We start from the raw sequence: 19,833 nt of genomic DNA, 5'->3' as shown, positions 1-19,833 counted from the left end.
CGCCACAGGCTAGGCGCGCGGACGAGGAATCTCAATACGCAAAATCGAACTCCGCGTTGGTGATTTTCATAAAAGGCGGGTACAGGGCCATTGCTAGTATCGGGACACAGCCCAGAACAATAAGGAAATACAGATGCCGTACTTCCCCGCCGTCGACAAGATCCATTACGAAGGCCCCGCCAGCCGTTCCCCCCTCGCCTTTCGCCATTACGATGCCAACAAGCTCGTCCTCGGCAAGCCCATGCGCGAGCACCTGCGGATGGCTGTCTGCTACTGGCACACCTTCGTCTGGCCGGGAGCCGACATGTTCGGCGTCGGCATCTTCAAGCGCCCGTGGCAACGCGCCGGGAACCCGATGGAGGTGGCCATCGGCAAGGCCGAGGCGGCCTTCGAGTTCTTCTCCAAACTGGGCATCGACTACTACAGCTTCCACGACACGGATGTCGCCCCGGAAGGCAACTCCCTGAAGGAGTATCGCAACCATTTCGCGCAGATGATCGACCACCTCGAGCGCCATCAGGAACAGACCGGGATCAAATTGCTCTGGGGGACCGCCAACTGCTTCAGCCACCCCCGTTTTGCTGCGGGTGCGGCCAGCAACCCGGACCCGGAAGTGTTCGCCTGCGCCGCCACCCAGGTGTTCAGCGCCATGAACGCCACTCAACGCCTCAATGGGGCCAACTACGTGTTGTGGGGCGGGCGCGAAGGTTACGAAACCCTGCTCAATACCGACCTGAAACGCGAACGCGAGCAACTGGGCCGCTTCATGGGCATGGTAGTCGAGCACAAACACAAGATCGGCTTCAAAGGCGACCTGCTGATCGAACCCAAGCCGCAGGAACCGACCAAGCACCAATACGATTACGACAGCGCCACGGTCTTCGGCTTCCTGCAGCAGTTCGGCCTGGAAAAGGAGATCAAGGTCAACATCGAGGCCAACCACGCTACGCTCGCCGGTCACAGCTTCCAACACGAAATTGCCACGGCGGCCTCGCTGGGAATCTTCGGCAGCATCGATGCCAACCGCGGCGATCCGCAGAACGGCTGGGACACCGACCAGTTCCCCAACAGCGTCGAGGAAATGACCCTAGCCACCTACGAAATCCTCAAAGCCGGGGGTTTCACCAATGGCGGGTTCAATTTCGATTCCAAGGTTCGGCGCCAGAGTGTCGAGGAGGTCGACCTGTTCCACGGCCACGTCGCCGCCATGGACGTGCTCGCCCTGGCCCTGGAGCGCGCAGCGGCCATGCTGCTGGACGATCGACTCCAGCAATTCAAGGAGCAACGCTACGCCGGCTGGCAGCAACCGTTCGGGCAGGCGGTGCTGGCCGGTGAGTTCAGCCTCGAATCACTGGCCGAACATGCCTTATCCCAGGAGCTGAATCCGCAACCTGTCAGTGGTCGGCAGGAGATGCTGGAAAGCGTCGTCAACCAGTTCATCTATCCCTGACCAAGGGCAAATCCTTGGCCGCCCGGTTGAGCTCGCTGCCGCCAACCGCGCGGTTACATTCTCGCGACAATTCTATGCTCGTAGCGCTTTTCGACTCTCTACAGTTCTACCAGTACCACGCTCATCGTCAGGCAGTGTCTCGAACAACAATAAAAGGACGCACCACAATGAAAAAAGTAAAGCTCACGTTGCTCGCCGGGGCCTTGGCCCTGCTCTCGCTTCCGGTCATGGCCGATCCTACCAACCCGAAAATCGGCTTTTCCATCGATGACCTGCGTCTGGAGCGCTGGGCACGGGACCGCGACTACTTCGTCGCGGCGGCGGAGCAGATGGACGCCAAAGTCTTCGTGCAGTCGGCGGACGCCAACGAGCAGAAGCAGATTTCGCAAATCGAAAACCTCATCTCCCGTGGCGTCGATGTGATCGTCATCGTGCCGTTCAACGCCACCGTGCTGACCAACGCCGTGGCCGAAGCGAAGAAGGCCGGGATCAAGGTGGTGTCCTATGACCGGCTGATTCTGAACGCCGATATCGACGCCTACATTTCCTTCGACAACGAAAAAGTCGGCGAACTGCAGGCCCAGGGCGTGCTGCAGGCGGCGCCCAAGGGCAACTACTTCCTGCTCGGTGGCGCCCCAACGGACAACAACGCCAAGGTCCTGCGCGAAGGCCAGATGAAGGTGCTGCAGCCGGCGATCGACAAGGGCGACATCACGATTGTCGGCCAACAATGGGTGAAGGAGTGGAACCCGACCGAAGCCCTGAGCATCGTCGAAAACGCCCTGACCAGGAACGACAACAAGATCGATGGCATCGTCGCCTCCAACGACGCCACGGCAGGCGGTGCAATTCAGGCGCTGGCGGCGCAGAAGCTGGCCGGCAAGGTGCCGATTTCGGGTCAGGACGCCGACCTGGCGGCGGTCAAGCGGGTGATCGAAGGCACCCAAACCATGACCGTCTACAAGCCGCTGAAACTGATCGCCTCGGAAGCCGCAAAACTTTCAGTGCAACTGGCGCGCAATGAGAAGCCGGCCTTCAGCTCCCAGCTCGACAACGGTGCCAAGAAGGTCGACACCATCCTGCTCACCCCTACCCTGTTGACTCGCGACAACATCGACCTGCTGGAGAAGGACGGCTTCTACACCAAGGCACAGATTGCCGGGCAATGATCATCGAGCCGAGCAGACTCGACTGACGACCCGAGCGCGACCCCGTGGATCGGCAGCCCCCCTGCCGACGCCCCGCCTGTTGCCCATCTGTGAGTACCTCTCCGTGTCCGATTACCTGCTGGAAATGAACGGCATCGTCAAAACTTTCGGCGGTGTGAAGGCCTTGAACGGCATCGACATCAGGGTCAGACCTGGCGAATGCGTCGGCCTGTGCGGCGAGAACGGTGCCGGCAAGTCCACCTTGATGAAGGTGCTCTCAGGGGTCTATCCCTACGGCACCTGGGAAGGTGAAATCCGCTGGGACGGTCAGCCGCTCAGGGCGAAATCGATCAACGAAACCGAAGCCGCCGGGATCGTCATCATTCACCAGGAACTGACCCTGGTCCCCGACCTGTCGGTGGCCGAAAACATCTTCATGGGCCACGAACTGACCCTGCCCGGCGGGCGCATGAACTATCCGGCGATGATCCACCGTGCCGAAGCCCTGATGCGTGAACTCAAAGTGCCGGACATGAACGTCTCGCTACCGGTTTCACAGTACGGCGGCGGCTACCAGCAACTGGTGGAAATCGCCAAGGCGCTGAACAAGCAAGCACGCCTGCTGATCCTCGACGAGCCCTCGTCGGCCCTGACCCGCTCCGAAATCGAGGTGTTGCTGGACATCATCCGCGACCTCAAGGCCAAGGGCGTCGCCTGCGTCTATATCTCCCACAAGCTCGATGAAGTGGCGGCGGTGTGCGACACCATTTCGGTGATCCGCGACGGCAAACACATCGCCACCACCGCTATGGAGGACATGGACATTCCGAAGATCATCGCCCAGATGGTCGGGCGAGAGATGAGCAATCTTTACCCCACCGCCCCCCACGACATCGGCGAGGTGATCTTCGAGGCGCGCCACGTCACCTGCTATGACGTCGACAACCCCAGACGCAAACGGGTCGACGATATTTCATTCGCGCTCAAGCGCGGGGAAATCCTCGGTATCGCCGGTCTGGTCGGCGCCGGTCGCACGGAGCTGGTTTCGACGCTTTTCGGCGCCTATCCGGGCCGCTACGAAGCGGAGGTCTTGCTGGACGGCCAGCCGATCGACACGCGCACGCCGCTCAAATCCATCCGCGCCGGACTGTGCATGGTCCCCGAAGACCGCAAGCGCCAAGGCATCATCCCGGACCTGGGGGTCGGCCAGAACATCACCCTGGCGGTGCTGGAGAACTACGCGAGGATGACCCGCATCGATGCCGAAGCCGAACTGAGCAGCATCGACAAGGAAATCTCGCGTATGCACCTTAAGACCGCGAGCCCCTTTCTGCCGATCACCAGCCTCTCCGGCGGCAACCAGCAGAAGGCCGTATTGGCCAAGATGCTCCTGACCCGACCCCGCGTGCTGATTCTCGACGAGCCCACCCGAGGGGTGGACGTCGGCGCCAAGTACGAGATCTACAAGCTGATGGGGGCGCTGGCAGCCGAAGGCGTGTCGATCATCATGGTTTCGTCGGAGCTGGCCGAAGTGCTGGGGGTCTCCGACCGCGTCCTGGTAATCGGCGAAGGCCGGTTGCGCGGCGACTTCATCAACCATCAGCTGACCCAGGAACAGGTGCTCGCCGCGGCGCTCAGCCACCCCGACGGCCATCACGACAATCATCGGACGACCGCGTAGATGAACCAGCTCAAACAACTCTTCGCCCGCTACAAAATGCTCGCCCTGGTGATCGCCGTGGCGGTCATCTGGCTGTTCTTCAGCTGGCAGACCGACGGGGGCTTCCTGACGCCGCGCAATCTTTCCAACCTGCTGCGGCAGATGTCCATCACCGGGATTCTCGCCTGCGGCATGGTGCTGGTGATCATCAGCGGCGAAATCGACCTGTCTGTGGGCTCGATGCTCGGCCTATTGGGTGGCCTGGCGGCGATCCTGGACGTGATCTATAACGTGCCGCTGTTGGCGAACCTGAGCCTGGTCGCCCTGTGCGGGCTGATGATCGGCCTGGCAAATGGCTACATGACCGCCTACCTGCGCATCCCGTCCTTCATCGTGGGTCTGGGGGGCATGCTGGCGTTTCGCGGGATTTTGCTGGGGATTACCGGCGGCACCACCATTGCTCCGGTATCGCCGTCACTGGTCTATATCGGCCAAGGATATCTGCCGCATACGGTGGGTGTGGTGCTCGGTGTGCTGCTGTTCGCCTTGACACTCTTGCTGACTTGGAAACAGCGTCGCAATCGCGCCCTCCATGGCCTGGCGGCACATTCGCTGGTTCGTGACATGTTGCGCGTGGCGTTGATCGGTGCCGTGCTGGCCGGGTTCGTTTACACGCTCAACAGCTACGACGGCATTCCGGTTCCGGTGCTGCTTCTGCTGATTCTGCTCGGCGTGTTCAGCTACGTCACCAGCCAGACCGTCTTCGGCCGACGCGTCTACTCGGTGGGTAGCAACATGGAAGCCACGCGGCTCTCCGGCATCAATGTGCAGGCTGTGAAGCTGTGGATTTTCGGCATCATGGGCGTGATGTGCGCCTTTGCGGGCCTGGTCAATACCGCGCGCTTGGCTGCGGGCTCGCCCTCGGCCGGAAGCATGGGCGAACTCGACGCCATCGCGGCCTGCTTCATCGGCGGCACCTCCATGCGCGGGGGCTCGGGCACCGTCTATGGCGCCCTGCTCGGCGCGCTGGTCATCACCAGTCTGGACAACGGAATGTCCATGCTCGATGTCGACAGCTACTGGCAGATGATCGTCAAAGGCAGCATTCTGGTGCTGGCGGTGTGGGTGGATGTGAGCACCCGGAGCGGGCGACGCTGAGTCATCCGCACCTGATCAGGTGCCAGATACCATCTCGCGCGAACTGCTCCAGCAACAAACCGGTCAGTGCACGTCAGAATCTGGCCTTGAACGCGCTTGATAGCGCTGGGCTTCAGCGTGTTTCCGCCGAAACGAAAAAAGGACCCGAAGGTCCTTTTTTCAATCACTTGCAGAATTCAGTGGAACTCTGCAGTGCCATGTTTGGAGCGGGAAACGAGACTCGAACTCGCGACCCCGACCTTGGCAAGGTCGTGCTCTACCAACTGAGCTATTCCCGCAATATGGCGTCCCCTAGGGGACTCGAACCCCTGTTACCGCCGTGAAAGGGCGGTGTCCTAGGCCACTAGACGAAGGGGACGCAGCCCGGAACTTACAACAGCTTTTCCGGCTTCCAGCGTTTCGCGTTAAGCTTCTCGCTGGAAGTGGCGCGCATTTTATGGAGCGCATCTAGGGTCGTCAACCCTTCGATGAAAAAATTTTTGATTCCAAATCAGCTTCTTATGGCGAGCTATCACCTTGCCATCTGACGCACTACACTCAACTGAAAACTCGTGGCCAGACAGAAGGTGCACCGTGTCCCCGCTTCTTATTACTGGGCTCGTCGTAGCCGGTTTGTTCATCCTGATCTCGATCGGCTACATCAACCACACGGTCGAAAATCGGAAGCTGGAAAAAGCGCGCCTGCGTGCCGAGCTCTCCGACCGCCTGCGCCGCTGCACCCAGCTGTCCGAAGGCTTGCCGGGACAATTGATGACGCCCGCCCTCAAGTTGCTGCTCACCCGCCTGGAACACGAGCTGTGCGATCGCCTGATCCCATTGGAAAAGGGCAACGCCAAACTGCGTGAGCGTAGCCAGAACCTGGCCGCCGAGCTGGCCAAAGGCGAAGCCATCGAAGTACGCAACCCTGTCCAGCCGATCGCCAGCGAAACCAAAGCCAAGGAAGTGCGCTTCATGCTCGAAGATCTGCACGCGCAGGTCGTCCGTGGCGCCAAGGACGGCCAGATACAGGCCGTCGAGGCCAAGCGCTGGCTGCAGGACATCCAGCGCATGCTGGTGTTGCTGCACGTGGAATTCTTCAACACCACCGGCAAGCTGGCACTGCAGAACGGCCAGCCGCGCCAGGCCCGCCTGGCGTTCGAACGCGGCGTTCAGTACCTGCGCAAGCAGCCGGATCCGATTCCATTCAAGACTCAGCTTGGCGTACTGGAGAAAGCTCTTGCCCATGCCGACGCGCTGGTGCTCGAGCAAGGACAACCCACTAAAGACGAGGCCAGCCAGCTCAGCGAGGGCCTCGAGGCCATGGATGGGGATGATCTCTGGAGAAAGAAGAACATCTACGAATGATCCGCAGCGGTCACTATGACGTAATGCGGTCTTTCGCCAACAAGACGGAGAATCCGCATGAACATGACACTTTATGGCGCCCCCCTGTCGCCCTTCGTTCGCAAGGTGCGCCTGTGCCTACTTGAGAAGGGGCTGGATTATCAGCTTGAGGTGGTGATGCCTTTCACCCCGCCGGACTGGTACTTGCAGCTCAACCCCCTCGGGCGCATTCCAGCTTTCAAGGACGGCGATTTCTCTCTGGCCGACTCAAGTGTGATCTGCCAGTACCTCGACGAACGCTACCCCGATACCACCACGCTGTATGGGCGAAACGCCGAGCAGCGCGCCATCGTGCGCTGGCTGGAAAAATATGCCGACTACGAGCTGGCCCCGCTGACCACGTTCTGCATCTTTCGCAACCGCGTGCTCAAACCAAGCGGCGGGCGGCCCTGTGACGAGCAGGCGGTCGACAAGGCGTTGCGAGAAAGCCTGCCGCCGCATTTCGATTACCTGGAAAGCCAGCTGGGAGACAAGCCGTTTTTCATCGGCGATCAGCTGAGCATGGCGGACCTGGCCATCGCCTCCCAGCTGGTGAACATGGGCCATGGTGGCGAGCAACCGGCGGCGCAGCACTGGCCGCGCCTCGCCGCCTTCCTGCAGCGCATGACGGCCCGCCCGTCGCTGGCCGAGTTGCTCGCGCATGAGGCGCGGATGGTGAACAAGCTGCACGACATGGCGGCCGCCCAACGCTGACCGCCCGATTCGCTCAAGCCTTCCCGAGCAATTGAGTACCCACCCACTGCCGGGCGAACTGGTAGGCGCAGCGCCCGTTGCGATTGCCGCGTGCGGTCGCCCAGCGAATGGCCTCCTTCTCCAACCCTTCGTTCCACACCCACCGAAGCTCCAGCGGCGCCGCCAGTGACCCGATCCAGTGATGCACTACCTTCAGGTAGTGCTCCTGGCTGAAAGGATAGAACGAGAGCCACAGGCCGAAACGATCGGAGAGCGCGATCTTGTCCTCGACTGCCTCGTTCGGATGGAGCTCTCCGTCGACCATCTGCCAGTTTTCGTTGTCACTCTGCTTCTCCGGCACCAGGTGACGGCGATTGGAGGTCGCATAGAGCAGCACGTTGTCCGGAGCGCGTTCCAGCGAGCCGTCCAGCACGCTCTTGAGGACCCGGTAGTCGCCCTCGCCCGCCTCGAACGACAGATCGTCGCAGAACACCACGAAACGCTGCGGCATGTCCGCCAGCAGCTCAACCACCCGAGGCAGGTCAGCCAGGTGATCGCGTTCGATCTCGATCAAGCGCAATCCGTCTTGCGCGTGGGCCGCGAGCAGTGCGCGAATCATGGAAGACTTGCCGGTACCCCGGGCGCCCCAGAGCAGCACATGGTTGGCCGGCTTGCCATGGACGAACTGCCGCGTATTGGCCGACAGCAGCTCGCGCTGCCGGTCTATGCCGATCAGATCGTCCAACGACAGGTCCAGGTCGACCTTGAGCGGCATCAGGTAACCGCCTGCGCGGGATTCACGCTGCCAGCGCGCCGCGACGGTGGTGAGCCAGTCGATTGGCGGCCGTTGCGCCGGCAACAGCGGTTCGAGACGAACCAGCAGCGTGTCCACACGCTGCATGAAAGCCTTCAGCTCAGCATCCATAACGGCTCCAGATGTTTGGAATGAGACGGCGCACGCTGCCATTGGCTGACAGCCGTGGGCTATGCTTCGCGCATTCGGGAAAGAGGTCTGCGTTGCATTTCATGGCTATTTCGTTGACGCAGCGGCTGTCGTTCAAGCAGGCCAGGCTGACCGTACTGGTCGCGTTCGCAATCGGTACGCTGCTCAGCCTGATCCAGGTGGCCGCCGATTATGCCAGTGCCGACGGCGCCATCAATCGCGAATTTCGCGTACTGCTGGGGGTCAGCCACGATCCGGCAGCGCGCATCGCCTATAACCTGGACGCCGAACTGGCGCAGGAAATGGTACGTGGCCTGCTGCGCTCGCCGGCAGTGATCAGAGGCCAGCTGACGGCGGTCATCAACCAACAAATGGGGCGCATCAGCGAAGAGATGTCTCGCCGCCGACAAGCCGAAGACCGTCTGACCGAACATCTGGGCGCTCTGGAAGCGACGGTCGCGGCCCGAACGGCGGCGCTGGAGGCGAGCAATGCGCAATTGGTTGCTACCAACCATGCACTGGACCGCGCCCGCGCTGCGGCGCTTGAGATGGCACAGGCGCGTGCCGCCTTTCTGGCGAGCATGAGCCACGAGATCCGCACGCCACTCAACGGCCTGTTGGGCATGCTCGGCCTTGCGATGGATGGCCCGCTCTCCGCCGAGCAGCGTAAGCAACTGAGCATCGCCCATTCCTCCGGCAACGTGTTGATGGAACTGCTCAACGATATTCTCGACCTGTCGAAGTTCGAGGCCGGCCAGCTCGAACTCGACGCCATTCCCTTCGACCTCGGCGCGCTGGCCGAGGAAACTGCCAGCCTGCACTCCCAGGGCGCCGCACCGGAAGTCGAGCTCACCTGCCTGGTCTCGCCCGACCTGCCCCACCTGCTGCTCGGCGACCCCAAACGCGTCCGCCAGATCATCAGCAACCTGCTGTCCAACGCACTCAAATTCACTCTGCAAGGTCAGGTCACCCTCGAGGTGCGCCCTTCCGGCGACGGCGTAGTGGTGCTCGTCGAGGACACAGGCATCGGTATTCCGGACACGGTGCGCGTACGCATCTTCCAACCCTTCGTCCAGGGAAACTCCGGCGTCAGTCGCCAGTTCGGCGGTACCGGCCTTGGGCTCGCCTTGACGCGACAGCTGTGCCAGGCGATGCAAGGCACCCTGGAGCTGGAATCGAAGCCTGGCCGTGGCGCACGCTTTACCGTCACGCTGCCCTTGGCCAAACAGGCTGACAGCCGCCCCCCGGCCACGCCTACCCTGATCGGCTGCGCCATGCTGGTTATCGATCACGACAGTGGGCTGGCGCGCCTCCTCCAGCAGTGGCTGCCGACCTGGGGGTTGCAGCCGATGCCGGGCGATCTCGCCGGGCTTGGCAAGCGGAAGCCCTCGGTCATCATCACCCATCGCCACGACGACCTCAGCGCCATTCGAGCCGCCAGCCAGAGCCCGATCATCCTGATAGCCGCCTACAGCCATTTTCTCTCGGTCGACCAACAGGCCGCACTGCAGCCCTTCGTGCAACTACCCCAACCGGTCACGCGCGAGGCGCTGTATCAGGGCTTGCGAGCATTACTCAAGTCAGCGGGCACCGAGACGGGAGCCCGAGCCGAGCCGGCCGCGCTTTCGGCGGCCGAGCGCATGCGCGTTCTGCTGGTAGAGGACAATCCCGTCAATCAGATGGTGGCCAAGGGCATGCTCGCCAAACTCGGCTATGACGTGGTGCTCGCCACCCACGGTGCCGAAGCGCTGCAGAAGCTGCAGTCCGAGCCGCTCGATCTGGTGCTCATGGACTGCAACATGCCGGTGATGGATGGCTACGAGGCCAGCCGGGAGATCCGCCGCAGCGGCCGATGGCCGGACCTGCCGATCATCGCGCTGACCGCCAATGCGCTGCCCGAAGACCGGGAACGCTGCAGAGCCGCGGGAATGAGCGACTACCTGGCCAAACCGTTTCGCCAGCACGAGCTGGGCGAGGTGCTGGACCAGTGGCTGACGGAGTCCTAGGGGCAGTCATGCGCCGAGCAGTCGCTGGACCTCATCGCGCAACGCCTCGGGCTTGGTGGTCGGGGCGAAGCGCTTGACCGCCGAACCATCGCCCGCAATCAGGAACTTGGTGAAGTTCCACTTGATCGCCTTGCTTCCGAGCAGGCCAGGCGCGCGTTCCTTGAGCTGAGCGAACAGTGGATGCGCCTGCTCGCCGTTGACCTCGACCTTGGCGAACAGCGGGAAACTGACGCCGAAGTTGAGCTCGCAGAACTGGCCGATCTGCGCCTCGTCGCCGGGCTCCTGATGGCCGAACTGGTTACAGGGGAACCCCGCTACCAGCAGCCCCTGATCGGCGAATTCCTTCCAGAGTGCCTCGAGGCCCTGGTATTGCGGGGTGAACCCGCACTTGCTGGCGGTATTGACCACCAGCAGTGCCCGGGCACCGAACTGCCCAAGAGTCTTTCGCTCGCCATCGAGCGTCACGCAGGGAATGTCCAGCAGGGGGTCGGTCATGGCGGCTTCCAGGCAAAGGATGGGTCAGGCTTCGTGCGGCTTCAGCGCCAGCGAGGCGGAGTTGATGCAATAACGCAAGCCCGTCGGTTTGGGGCCATCGGGAAAAACATGTCCCAGATGGGCATCGCATCGCGCGCATTTGACTTCGATGCGATGCATGCCATGGCTGAAATCGTCCTTACTGGCGATCGCGGTATCGCTGACCGGCTGGAAGTAGCTCGGCCAGCCGCTGCCGGAGTCGAACTTGGCGTCGGAGTCGAAAAGCGGTGCGTCGCAACAGGCGCAGTGATAGATGCCCGGCGTCTTGGTGTCGTTGTACTTGCCGCTGAAGGGACGCTCGGTGCCGCCCAGGCGGCAGATGTGAAACTGCTCGTCCGGCAGCTCTTCGCGCCAGGCATCCAGGGGTTTCTCAAGCTTGTCCATTGGTACACCTCATGGGCTGTAAAAAGGCCGATCTGTACCTTTTCCGGTGATCGGGCCGCACGTATGATGCGGACCTCTTGGACGCCTAGTCTGGCAGCAGGGTTTCACCCTGCCAAGGCGCAGGAACCCACGCCAGGCCCACCTGTATTCGTCAGGACGCGGCGCTGCACACATCAGGACACTCAGGATCATGCAGGTCAGCAAATCGAACAAGCTCGCCAATGTCTGTTACGACATCCGTGGGCCCGTGCTCAAGCACGCCAAACGCCTGGAAGAGGAAGGCCATCGCATCCTCAAGCTGAACATCGGCAACCCGGCGCCGTTCGGTTTCGAAGCCCCGGAGGAAATCCTCCAGGACGTGATCCGCAATCTGCCCACCGCCCAGGGTTACAGCGACTCCAAGGGTCTGTTCAGCGCCCGCAAGGCGGTCATGCAGTACTACCAGCAAAAGCAGGTCGAGGGCATCGGCATCGAGGACATCTACCTCGGCAACGGGGTGTCCGAGCTGATCGTGATGAGCATGCAGGCGCTGCTCAACAACGGTGACGAGGTGCTGATCCCGGCGCCCGACTATCCGTTGTGGACCGCCGCCGTCAGCCTCGCCGGCGGCAAGCCGGTGCACTATCTGTGCGACGAGCAGGCCAACTGGTGGCCGGATCTGGAAGACATCAAGGCCAAGATCACGCCGAACACCAAGGCGATGGTCATCATCAACCCGAACAACCCGACCGGCGCTGTGTATTCGAAAGAAGTCCTCGAAGGCATGGTCGAGCTGGCGCGCCAGCACAACCTGGTGCTGTTCTCCGACGAGATCTACGACAAGATCCTCTACGACGAAGCCGTCCACATCTCGACCGCCTCCCTCGCGCCCGATGTGCTGTGCCTGACGTTCAACGGGCTGTCCAAGTCCTATCGCGTGGCGGGCTTTCGCTCCGGCTGGGTGGCGATTTCCGGGCCCAAGCAGCGCGCGCAGAGCTATATCGAAGGCATCGACATCCTGGCCAACATGCGTCTGTGCGCCAACGTGCCGAGCCAGCACGCGATCCAGACGGCGCTAGGTGGATACCAGAGCATCAACGACCTGGTATTGCCGCAAGGGCGTCTGCTGGAGCAACGCAACCGCACCTGGGAACTGCTCAACGACATTCCCGGGGTCAGCTGCGTCAAGCCGATGGGCGCGCTGTACGCCTTCCCGAAAATCGATATGAAGGTTTGCCCGATCCACAACGACGAGAAGTTCGTCCTCGACCTGCTGCTGTCCGAAAAGCTGCTGATCGTTCAGGGCACCGCCTTCAACTGGCCGTGGCCGGATCACTTCCGGGTGGTGACGCTACCGCGGGTCGATGACCTCGAGCAGGCGATTGGCCGTATCGGTAGTTTCCTCAAGACCTACCAGCAGTAATCCGCCGATGGATCTGCAGATCGATGACTTCTACAAGGATGCTGCGGCCGGCCTGCTGATGCTCTACCAGGCCTTTCCGCGCAAAGTGGCGCTCTATGTCGAGGATCTGATCGGGCAGGAAGAGCCTGACGAGTTCGGCCTGCCGAGCAAACGTCACCAGAGCTGCCTGGGCGCCCTGCTCTGGCTTGCGGACGAGGGTTACGTCCGCTACGAGACGACCATTCAATTCCTGGCGCTCGACCAGGCCGTGCTGACGGAAAAAGGCTTCATTCGCCTGACCCGTAGCGTCCCCCATCTGTCGGCCGATGCTGACCTGCCTCCGAGTGTCAGGCGCATGCAGGGAACCCTAGCCTACCAACTCCGCGATGCGCTCAAGAGCGGGCACGGCGAACGCCTCGCCAGGCTTGCCCGTAGCCTGTTCGAGAGCGGCAGCGCTACGGTTGATAGCCACCTGCAGCACTAGCGACACAGCTTGAAATAGTACCTGGGTTGAATACGCCCAGGTCTCCCCTTATATACGCGGCAGAGCAAACCGCCCCGCGTTTTAGGAGACCGTTTTACCCATGATGCGCATTGTGCTGTTCCTGGCGACCAACTTGGCCATCCTGCTGATCGCCAGCATTACCCTGAGCCTGCTGGGCTTCGGCGGTTACATGACGCCGGACCGCACGGGGCTTGATCTTCAGCAGTTGCTGATCTTCTGCGCCGTGTTTGGGTTCGCGGGCTCGTTCATCTCGCTGTTCCTGTCCAAGTGGATGGCGAAGATGAGCACCCGTACCGAGATCATCAGCCAACCGCGCACCCGCCACGAGCAGTGGCTGCTGCAGACCGTCGAGCAGCTGTCCCGCGAAGCCGGCATCAAGATGCCGGAAGTCGGGATATTCCCGGCTCATGAGGCCAATGCCTTCGCGACGGGCTGGAACAAGAACGATGCGCTCGTCGCGGTCAGCCAGGGCCTGCTGGAGCGCTTCTCCCCGGATGAAGTGAAGGCGGTCCTGGCACACGAGATCGGCCACGTAGCCAATGGCGACATGGTCACCCTGGCGCTGATCCAGGGCGTGGTGAACACCTTCGTGATGTTCTTCGCACGCATCGTCGGCCACTTCGTCGACCGCGTGCTGCTGAAGAATGAAGAAGGTCACGGCATCGGCTTCTACGTTGCGACCTTCGTAGCGGAGATGATGCTCGGCCTGCTGGCGACCATCATCGTCATGTGGTTCTCGCGCAAACGCGAATTCCGTGCCGACGATGCCGGTGCCCGTCTGGCTGGTACCGGTGCGATGATCGGTGCGCTGCAGCGCCTGCGTGCCGAACAGGGCTTGCCGGTAAACATGCCCGATAGCCTGACCGCCTTTGGCATCAATGCCGCGAAGAAGTCGGGCCTGGCCGGTCTGTTCATGAGCCACCCGCCGCTGGAGGAGCGCATCGAGGCGCTGCGTCGTCGCGGCTAAGCGAGCGAAACGGCACAAGGGGCGACGCAAGTCGCCCTTTTTGTTTGTCTATCGTTCGTCATCCAGATCATCCACAAGGAAGCCCCCATGCGCCGATTCGCCGTCATTGCCCTGAGTCTTCTGATGCTGTCGGGATGCCAGAGCGCCTACTACTCGGCCATGGAAAAGGCCGGCGTCCACAAGCGCGACATCCTCGTCGACCGGGTAGGCGATGCGCGCGATTCGCAGCAGCAGGCGAAGGAGCAGTTCAAGGACGCGCTGGAGCACTACCGCAGCGTCGTGCAGGTCCAGGGTGGAGAGCTGGAAAAACGCTACGAGGCGCTTAACCGTGAGTACGAGGCCAGCGAGAACAGTGCGCGCACCGTTCGTGCACGCATCCAGGCCGTCGAAGACGTCGCCGATGCCCTGTTCAAGGAGTGGGATCAGGAGCTCAAGCAATACAGCAACAAGAGCCTGCGCGACGCCAGCGCCAAGGAGCTGTCCCGCACCCGCGCCGAATACCGCATCCTGCTGCAGCGCATGAAGGCCGCGGAGAAGCGCATCGACCCGGTGCTGGACGTCCTTCGCGACCAAGTTCTGTTCCTCAAGCACAACCTCAACGCCCGGGCGATCAGCTCGTTGCACGGCGAATACCAGACGCTGCAGACCAACGTCGACCAATTGCTGGCCGACATGCAGCGGGCCATCGATGAAGCGGACGTGTTCATCCGCCGTCTGCAGGCCGCCAACGACTAACGCTTGAGCAGGCGGAAAACGCTTTCCCGCAGCCAGGGCACGCCGCGCTGGTGGAACTTCCGGTTCTCCGCCAATACATCGGCCTGTGCCAGCCGCTCGGGTTGCCACTCTCGCAGCAACGCATAGACTTCCGCGTCAGGCACCGCGAAAGGCGGGCCATCGATCTGCTGCTGGTCGTAATCGAGCGTCACCAGCAGCCCCTGGGTGCCGTGCGGCAAGCACTGCGTCAGGATCGCCGCATAGCGACGACGCATGTCGGCAGGCAAGGCGATCAGCGCGGCGCGGTCGTAGTACGCACGGCAGTCGGCCAGGTCTTCGGCGCCAAGGTCGAAGAAATCGCCACACCAGATCTCGATCGACCCTGCCTGGAAAATATCGAACGCGCCCTGTCGCCGCACCGACGGCGTCAACCGATGCTCCTCGAAAAACGCATCGACCGCCGTCCGCGCGAGCTCCACCCCCATGACGGCGAATCCTTGCCCGGCCAGCCAGGCGAGATCCAGGCTCTTGCCACAGAGCGGCACCAGCACCCGACTGCCCTGCGGCACTTGCAACCCGGGCCAGTGCGAAAGCAAGTAGGGGTTGACGCGATCCAGGTGAAAACCGATCTGTTGTTGTGCCCAGCGCGCCTGCCAGAACTCTGCCTGCACGATTAATCCCCAGTGTTTGATAATCGTCCGAGCTTAGCAAAGCCAACTACAACGCGGTGGTGTAACCCTGTAGCCTTATTCGCTGGCACGCCACTTGCTCAGCACTTGGCGACGCCATGGCAAGGCAATCGAAAAGGTAGATCCGACAGCATGACCGACTCGCAAGACAAATCCAGGGGTGATGCGCTGGCCTGGGTAGCCGGCAGCGATGCGCCGGAAAAATCCGTCGTCAACCTGGGGTTCATGGCGCTGACCGATGCCGCGTCGGTCATCGTTGCCGCCACCCAGGACTTCGCCCGCCCCTACGGCCTGACCATCAACCTGCAGCGGCAATCGTCCTGGTCCGGTCTGCGCGACAAGCTCGTCGATGGACAACTGGACGCGGCGCATGCGCTGTACGGGCTGATCTACGCGACCCACCTGGGCATCGGCGGGCGTGCGCCCACTGACATGGCGGTACTGATGGGGCTGGCGCAGAACGGCCAGAGCTTCAACCTCTCGACCGAACTCAAGCGGTCGGGGGTCATCGATGCCGAGACGCTGCGCGCCCGGGTCACCAGCGGTGAGCCGCTGACCCTGGCACAGACCTTCCCCACCGGCACCCATGCGCTGTGGCTCTACTACTGGCTTGCCGCCCATGGCATCCACCCGCTGCAGGATGTCCGGACCGTGGTGGTACCGCCCGCGCAGATGGTTGACCATTTGCGCGCCGGCCGGATCGACGGTTTCTGTGCAGGCGAGCCCTGGGGCGCTCAGGCCATCGCCGAAGGCACGGGCTTTACCCTGGCGACGACGCAGTCGATCTGGCCGGACCATCCGGAGAAGGTCCTGGGCTGCACCCGTGCGTTTGTTGAGCAATACCCGAACACCGCCCGTGCTCTGGTCATGGCGATTCTCGAGGCGAGCCGCTTCATCGCTGCCAGCGAAGAAAACCGCCGCAGCACGGCGCAGCTGATCAGCGGCCACGACTATGTCGGCGCGTCGCTGGCGGCGGTCGAGCCGCGCTTCCTCGGCAACTACGAGGATGGCCTGGGCAATGCCTGGCGCGACGCCAATGCGCTCCGCTTCTTTGCCGACGGCCAGGTGAACATGCCCTACCACTCCGATGGCCTCTGGTTCATGACCCAGTTCCGCCGCTGGGGCCTGCTGCGCGAGGACCCTGACTACCTGGGCGTCGCCAGCCAGATTCAGCAGAGCGCCCTGTACCGCGAAGCCGCTACAGGACTGGGCATCGAGGTGCCCTCCTCCGTCATGCGTCGCTCCACCTTGATGGACGGCAGCGTCTGGGACGGTTCTGATCCCGCGGCGTATGCGCGCAGCTTTGCGCTGCATGCGCTGACCGACCACCCCGTACTCTGACTCCAGGAGACTGCCCATGCTTCGCGTCCTCCTGATCGACGACACGCCCCGCAAGGTCGGCCGCCTGAGAAGCGCCCTGATCGAGGCTGGCTTCGAAGTGATAGACGAATCCGGTCTTACCATCGACCTGCCCGACCGGGTCGAAGTCACTCGGCCGGATGTCATCCTGATCGACACCGACTCTCCCGGCCGCGACGTCATGGAGCAGGTCGTGGTGGTCAGCCGCGACCAGCCACGGCCGATCGTCATGTTCACCGACGACAACAACCCGGACGCCATGCGCCAGGCGATTCGCGCCGGCGTCAGCGCCTATATCGTCGAAGGCATCCAGGCACAACGCCTCAAGCCGATTCTGGATGTCGCGATGGCGCGCTTCGAAAGCGACCAGGCGATACGCGCCCAATTGCAGGCACGCGATCAGCAGCTGGCCGAGCGCAAGCGCGTCGAGCTGGCCAAGGGCATGCTCATGAAGATGAAGCAGTGCAATGAAGAAGAGGCCTACACCCTGATGCGCCGGCAGGCCATGAGCCGTCAGCAGAAGCTGATCCAGGTCGCTGAGCAGATCATCGCCATGAACGACCTGCTCGGTCAGTGATTCGTTTCAGTCCAGATCACTACGATTCGCAATGATGACGAACCCCGCGCGACGGGGTTCTTTCCAGTAGCTGCGCTCTATAGCCGTTTCGATGCGATGCATCGAGCGTCAGACACCTAGAACCGTCTCATGCTTTCTCCCGCTCCGTAGGGCGGAACTTGTTAGCCCGCCTTTGCAGCATGCAACGACGCTGCCTGTATAAATTTGGCCCTACGGGTGTGTTGGGTAGCGCTGAAGAACGGGGCCACGGCGCATCAGTGACCGATGCGAATAGAGCCCACCGGTACGGCACGTCTGGAAGGTAAATACCCACAACACAAGCTGCACCGGTTATACCAAGCGGGCGCGCTCAACCAGAACGAACCAAACTGGAGCCGAACGCTGGCCAAGCTGCACGCCTATAGTGCCAGCATGGCTGGATCCTAAGGGCCGGTAGGATTGGCGCGCTTGAACCCGCCCCATTACGCATCGACAACCTCTTGTAATTAAAGATGTTTTTTTACCTTCACGCCGGCCTGAACAGCCGCGCTAGCCAGTTGGCAAGCCCCTTGCAATCCCTCCGATACCACGTCTTCGGATCGCCAACGGCGGTGATCGGGACGAATTGACAAAGGCGTCAACGGTGCTCGCTCTGCTTTAGCAGTGGGTGCGTCCGTTACGCCTTTTTTTTCGTTTCACGATTGAGGGATGAATCAATGCGCAAGACCCGCCGTACATTGCTGAAAACTCTGGTGGCGAGCATTGGCTGCTCTGCCATGCTGCAGTTGGTGCCGATGGCCGCCTGGGCTGCCGAGCCAGAAAAGGAAGCGCTCAAGCTCGGTTTCATCAAGCTTACTGACATGGCGCCCCTGGCGATTGCCTACGAGAAGGGCTTCTTCGAGGACGAAGGCCTTTACGTCACGCTCGAAGCCCAAGCCAACTGGAAGGTGCTGCTGGATCGCGTCATTGATGGCGAGCTGGACGGTGCGCACATGCTCTCCGGCCAGCCGATCGGCGCCACCATCGGCTTCGGCACCAAAGCCGAGATCATCACTGCCTTCACCATGGACCTCAATGGCAACGCCATCACGATGTCCAACGCGATCTGGGAGCAAATGAAACCCCACGTGCCGATGTTGGACGGCAAGCCTCAGCATCCGGTCAAGGCCGACGCGCTCAAACCAGTGATCGAGCAACTCAATGCCAGCGGTAAATCATTCAACCTAGGCATGGTCTTTCCGGTATCCACGCACAACTATGAGCTGCGCTACTGGCTCGCCGCTGGTGGCATTCATCCCGGCTACTACGCGCCGAGCAAAGGCGACATCAGCGGTCAGATCGACGCCCAGGCGCTGCTCTCCGTCACCCCGCCGCCGCAAATGCCCTCAACCATGGAAGCCGGCACCATCCATGGCTACAGCGTGGGGGAGCCATGGAACCAGCAGGCGGTGTTCAAGGGTATCGGCGTACCGGTGGTCGCCGACTACGCGATTCGCAAGAACATGTCAGAAAAGGTATTCGGCGTCTCCAAGGCCTGGGCCGAAGCGAACCCGGAAACCCACAAACGCCTGGTCAAGGCGCTGATCCGCGCCGGCAAGTGGCTGGATGAGGACAACAACGCCAATCGCCAGGAAGCGGTGGAGATCCTTTCACGTCCCGAGTACGTCGGCGCCGACGCCAAGGTGATCGCCAATTCCATGACCGGCACCTTCGAATTCGAGAAAGGCGACAAGCGCGATGTACCGGACTTCAACGTGTTTTTCCGCTATCACGCCACTTACCCCTACTACTCCGATGCCATCTGGTACCTGACGCAGATGCGCCGCTGGGGCCAGATCGCCGAGGCCAAACCGGACAGTTGGTACCTGGAGATGGCCAAGCAGGTCTACCGCCCGGAGATCTACCGCGAGGCGGCCGCTGAGCTGATTGCCGATGGCCTGCTCACCGCCGAGGACTTCCCGCCAGCCGATGAAGACGGCTTCCGCGAGCCGCTGGCCGACACCATCGACGGCATTACCTATGACGGCCGCACACCCAACGCCTACCTCGAACAATTCGCGATCGGCCTGAAAGGCGATACCGCGCTCTGATTCCGCCCTATGGGAGTCTCACTGCAGGCTGTGTGAAACGTAGCGAGTGAAGGCTAGGCGGGGCCGCCCAGGCAAGGCGCGACGACCAACGGAGTACAGCCAGAGGCTGGCCCCAAGGGCGAACGCAGCGAGTCAAGGTGAGGAAGCGGACTGCGCTCGCATCCAAGCCTGTTTAACGCGGCATAACCGAGCGCAGTAGTTTCACATACCTGCCGGCTCCCCTTTTGGAGAACA

At 62.0% G+C, this 19,833-nt stretch carries 18 protein-coding genes and 2 tRNA genes; 14 read left to right on the top strand and 6 right to left on the bottom strand.

Features of this window, described 5'->3' with window-relative positions:
• The first annotated feature begins 133 nt into the window (after window positions 1–133).
• The 4 genes from xylA to G7026_RS15190 all read left to right on the top strand — a co-directional run bounded on the left by xylA (window position 134) and on the right by G7026_RS15190 (window position 5,416).
• Window positions 134–1,450, top strand: coding sequence for a xylose isomerase (gene xylA / locus G7026_RS15205; RefSeq protein WP_181071758.1), 1,317 nt, complete (start codon window positions 134–136; stop codon window positions 1,448–1,450).
• Window positions 1,451–1,617: 167 nt separating this feature from the next.
• Window positions 1,618–2,619 (top strand): D-xylose ABC transporter substrate-binding protein, encoded by a 1,002-nt coding sequence (gene xylF, locus G7026_RS15200; protein WP_181071757.1) that lies wholly within the window; start codon window positions 1,618–1,620, stop codon window positions 2,617–2,619.
• Window positions 2,620–2,722: 103 nt separating this feature from the next.
• A complete protein-coding gene (gene xylG / locus G7026_RS15195) occupies window positions 2,723–4,279 on the top strand; it encodes a D-xylose ABC transporter ATP-binding protein (RefSeq protein WP_181071756.1) in 1,557 nt (518 codons plus the stop codon).
• The gene (locus G7026_RS15190; RefSeq protein WP_181071755.1) at window positions 4,280–5,416 is read left to right on the top strand and encodes a sugar ABC transporter permease; all 1,137 of its coding nucleotides are present in this window, start codon (window positions 4,280–4,282) and stop codon (window positions 5,414–5,416) included.
• Between the two features lie 202 nt (window positions 5,417–5,618).
• On the opposite strand, the gene G7026_RS15185 is transcribed toward G7026_RS15190, so the two are convergent.
• Window positions 5,619–5,694 (bottom strand) — tRNA-Gly (locus tag G7026_RS15185).
• A 4-nt stretch (window positions 5,695–5,698) separates the two neighbouring features.
• Window positions 5,699–5,774, bottom strand: a tRNA-Glu gene (locus G7026_RS15180).
• 215 nt (window positions 5,775–5,989) lie between these two features.
• Here G7026_RS15180 and G7026_RS15175 point away from each other — a divergent pair.
• Together G7026_RS15175 and G7026_RS15170 are read left to right on the top strand one after the other, a co-directional pair.
• Window positions 5,990–6,760 (top strand): hypothetical protein, encoded by a 771-nt coding sequence (locus G7026_RS15175; protein ID WP_181071754.1) that lies wholly within the window; start codon window positions 5,990–5,992, stop codon window positions 6,758–6,760.
• Between the two features lie 57 nt (window positions 6,761–6,817).
• On the top strand, window positions 6,818–7,492 hold the full coding sequence (locus G7026_RS15170) for a glutathione S-transferase family protein (protein WP_181071753.1): 675 nt from the start codon (window positions 6,818–6,820) through the stop codon (window positions 7,490–7,492).
• Window positions 7,493–7,505: 13 nt separating this feature from the next.
• On the opposite strand, the gene G7026_RS15165 is transcribed toward G7026_RS15170, so the two are convergent.
• On the bottom strand, window positions 7,506–8,396 hold the full coding sequence (locus G7026_RS15165) for an ATP-binding protein (protein WP_181071752.1): 891 nt from the start codon (window positions 8,394–8,396) through the stop codon (window positions 7,506–7,508).
• 101 nt (window positions 8,397–8,497) lie between these two features.
• Here G7026_RS15165 and G7026_RS15160 point away from each other — a divergent pair, with 101 nt between their 5' ends.
• Window positions 8,498–10,420, top strand: coding sequence for an ATP-binding protein (locus G7026_RS15160; protein WP_181071751.1), 1,923 nt, complete (start codon window positions 8,498–8,500; stop codon window positions 10,418–10,420).
• A 6-nt stretch (window positions 10,421–10,426) separates the two neighbouring features.
• Here the strand turns inward: G7026_RS15160 and G7026_RS15155 are convergent, their stop codons facing one another.
• Both G7026_RS15155 and msrB read right to left on the bottom strand, forming a co-directional pair.
• Window positions 10,427–10,915 (bottom strand): glutathione peroxidase, encoded by a 489-nt coding sequence (locus tag G7026_RS15155; RefSeq protein ID WP_181071750.1) that lies wholly within the window; start codon window positions 10,913–10,915, stop codon window positions 10,427–10,429.
• Window positions 10,916–10,939: 24 nt separating this feature from the next.
• Window positions 10,940–11,338 (bottom strand): peptide-methionine (R)-S-oxide reductase MsrB, encoded by a 399-nt coding sequence (gene msrB / locus G7026_RS15150; protein WP_181071749.1) that lies wholly within the window; start codon window positions 11,336–11,338, stop codon window positions 10,940–10,942.
• 190 nt (window positions 11,339–11,528) lie between these two features.
• On the opposite strand from msrB, the gene G7026_RS15145 reads away from it, so the two are divergent.
• The 4 genes from G7026_RS15145 to G7026_RS15130 all read left to right on the top strand — a co-directional run bounded on the left by G7026_RS15145 (window position 11,529) and on the right by G7026_RS15130 (window position 14,926).
• Window positions 11,529–12,740 (top strand): pyridoxal phosphate-dependent aminotransferase, encoded by a 1,212-nt coding sequence (locus tag G7026_RS15145; RefSeq protein WP_181071748.1) that lies wholly within the window; start codon window positions 11,529–11,531, stop codon window positions 12,738–12,740.
• A 7-nt stretch (window positions 12,741–12,747) separates the two neighbouring features.
• On the top strand, window positions 12,748–13,203 hold the full coding sequence (locus G7026_RS15140; RefSeq protein WP_181071747.1) for a hypothetical protein: 456 nt from the start codon (window positions 12,748–12,750) through the stop codon (window positions 13,201–13,203).
• A 100-nt stretch (window positions 13,204–13,303) separates the two neighbouring features.
• On the top strand, window positions 13,304–14,191 hold the full coding sequence (htpX, locus tag G7026_RS15135; protein ID WP_181071746.1) for a protease HtpX: 888 nt from the start codon (window positions 13,304–13,306) through the stop codon (window positions 14,189–14,191).
• An 87-nt stretch (window positions 14,192–14,278) separates the two neighbouring features.
• Window positions 14,279–14,926, top strand: a complete 648-nt coding sequence (locus tag G7026_RS15130) for a DUF2959 domain-containing protein (protein ID WP_181071745.1) — start codon at window positions 14,279–14,281, stop codon at window positions 14,924–14,926.
• Here G7026_RS15130 and G7026_RS15125 read toward each other — a convergent pair.
• On the bottom strand, window positions 14,923–15,576 hold the full coding sequence (locus G7026_RS15125) for a thiopurine S-methyltransferase (RefSeq protein WP_181071744.1): 654 nt from the start codon (window positions 15,574–15,576) through the stop codon (window positions 14,923–14,925). The two genes, G7026_RS15130 and G7026_RS15125, sit on opposite strands and share 4 nt — an antisense overlap.
• A gap of 150 nt (window positions 15,577–15,726) precedes the next feature.
• Here G7026_RS15125 and G7026_RS15120 point away from each other — a divergent pair, with 150 nt between their 5' ends.
• The 3 genes from G7026_RS15120 to G7026_RS15110 all read left to right on the top strand — a co-directional run bounded on the left by G7026_RS15120 (window position 15,727) and on the right by G7026_RS15110 (window position 19,599).
• Window positions 15,727–16,935 carry a CmpA/NrtA family ABC transporter substrate-binding protein gene (locus G7026_RS15120; RefSeq protein WP_181071743.1) on the top strand — a complete coding sequence of 403 codons (1,209 nt, stop codon included), beginning with the start codon at window positions 15,727–15,729 and terminating at the stop codon, window positions 16,933–16,935.
• Window positions 16,936–16,951: 16 nt separating this feature from the next.
• Window positions 16,952–17,530, top strand: a complete 579-nt coding sequence (locus G7026_RS15115) for an ANTAR domain-containing response regulator (protein WP_181071742.1) — start codon at window positions 16,952–16,954, stop codon at window positions 17,528–17,530.
• 695 nt (window positions 17,531–18,225) lie between these two features.
• Window positions 18,226–19,599: a CmpA/NrtA family ABC transporter substrate-binding protein gene (locus G7026_RS15110; RefSeq protein ID WP_181071741.1), complete on the top strand. Its 1,374-nt coding sequence runs from the start codon at window positions 18,226–18,228 to the stop codon at window positions 19,597–19,599.
• The last annotated feature ends 234 nt before the right edge of the window (window positions 19,600–19,833 follow it).

Origin of the sequence: Stutzerimonas azotifigens (assembly GCF_013522725.1) — a bacterium.
In the GTDB taxonomy this organism is placed as follows: domain Bacteria; phylum Pseudomonadota; class Gammaproteobacteria; order Pseudomonadales; family Pseudomonadaceae; genus Stutzerimonas; species Stutzerimonas azotifigens_A.
Note: the sequence above shows the minus strand (reverse complement) of the source record. Positions and strands in the feature narration are given on the sequence as shown.

Coding starts and splice junctions, on each gene's coding strand:
- G7026_RS15120 (WP_181071743.1), top strand. CDS start 15,727: ATGACCGACTCGCAAGACAAATCCAGGGGTGATGCGCTGGCCTGGGTA.
- xylF (WP_181071757.1), top strand. CDS start 1,618: ATGAAAAAAGTAAAGCTCACGTTGCTCGCCGGGGCCTTGGCCCTGCTC.
- G7026_RS15190 (WP_181071755.1), top strand. CDS start 4,280: ATGAACCAGCTCAAACAACTCTTCGCCCGCTACAAAATGCTCGCCCTG.
- G7026_RS15155 (WP_181071750.1), bottom strand. CDS start 10,915: ATGACCGACCCCCTGCTGGACATTCCCTGCGTGACGCTCGATGGCGAG.
- xylA (WP_181071758.1), top strand. CDS start 134: ATGCCGTACTTCCCCGCCGTCGACAAGATCCATTACGAAGGCCCCGCC.
- G7026_RS15160 (WP_181071751.1), top strand. CDS start 8,498: ATGGCTATTTCGTTGACGCAGCGGCTGTCGTTCAAGCAGGCCAGGCTG.
- G7026_RS15110 (WP_181071741.1), top strand. CDS start 18,226: ATGCGCAAGACCCGCCGTACATTGCTGAAAACTCTGGTGGCGAGCATT.
- G7026_RS15165 (WP_181071752.1), bottom strand. CDS start 8,396: ATGGATGCTGAGCTGAAGGCTTTCATGCAGCGTGTGGACACGCTGCTG.
- G7026_RS15145 (WP_181071748.1), top strand. CDS start 11,529: ATGCAGGTCAGCAAATCGAACAAGCTCGCCAATGTCTGTTACGACATC.
- htpX (WP_181071746.1), top strand. CDS start 13,304: ATGATGCGCATTGTGCTGTTCCTGGCGACCAACTTGGCCATCCTGCTG.
- G7026_RS15140 (WP_181071747.1), top strand. CDS start 12,748: ATGGATCTGCAGATCGATGACTTCTACAAGGATGCTGCGGCCGGCCTG.
- msrB (WP_181071749.1), bottom strand. CDS start 11,338: ATGGACAAGCTTGAGAAACCCCTGGATGCCTGGCGCGAAGAGCTGCCG.
- G7026_RS15130 (WP_181071745.1), top strand. CDS start 14,279: ATGCGCCGATTCGCCGTCATTGCCCTGAGTCTTCTGATGCTGTCGGGA.
- G7026_RS15115 (WP_181071742.1), top strand. CDS start 16,952: ATGCTTCGCGTCCTCCTGATCGACGACACGCCCCGCAAGGTCGGCCGC.
- G7026_RS15170 (WP_181071753.1), top strand. CDS start 6,818: ATGAACATGACACTTTATGGCGCCCCCCTGTCGCCCTTCGTTCGCAAG.